This is a genomic window from Anaerotignum faecicola (assembly GCA_024460105.1).
In the GTDB taxonomy this organism is placed as follows: Bacteria; Bacillota; Clostridia; order Lachnospirales; family Anaerotignaceae; genus JANFXS01.
Genome location: JANFXS010000245.1, coordinates 1 through 464 on the forward strand (window position 1 = coordinate 1; position 464 = coordinate 464).

The 464-nt window shown below is 37.7% G+C and carries 1 protein-coding gene; it reads left to right on the forward strand.

All coding sequences use genetic code 11. The features are described 5' to 3' along the window. Positions 1–282: 282 nt before the first annotated feature. Positions 283–464 (forward strand): hypothetical protein (locus tag NE664_13775; GenBank protein ID MCQ4727702.1); only part of this gene is annotated, 182 nt, incomplete at its 3' end.

The following is a 464-nucleotide window of genomic DNA, read 5'->3' on the forward strand; positions in this document are numbered from 1 at the left end:
TTAAGAAAAAATAGAGGTTCAAACCACAAGATATAGTGGTTTTTGAGCGAAAATCGAGCAAAAAACAGGGCAAAAAATGGCCGTTTTTAGCCCCGATTTTTAGCCCCTTCCACAGATGCAGGAAGGTATTTGAGTGATATATGGGAAAAATTCAAGGTCAGCCGACGAAAAATTGGCTGGCCTTTTTACGTGATATAAATGAAATTGGGTGATGGGATTTAGACAGTGAAAAATGGATAAAAACAACACCATAAAAACGAAAAAAGAATATGGAGGTAAAGCATGGGAGCAGAGCTTGATAAGGAAAGGGACTTTGATGTAGACGTAAAATTGAAAATTACATTTAAAAACAGAGAGTTTAACTGTCTGATGCAGCCAGAAATTGAAGAAGGGATTGTGGAATTCCTGAAAGGGATTAATGGCGACTACATGATACCGGAAAGTGAAAGCATAGAGTTCCTTGG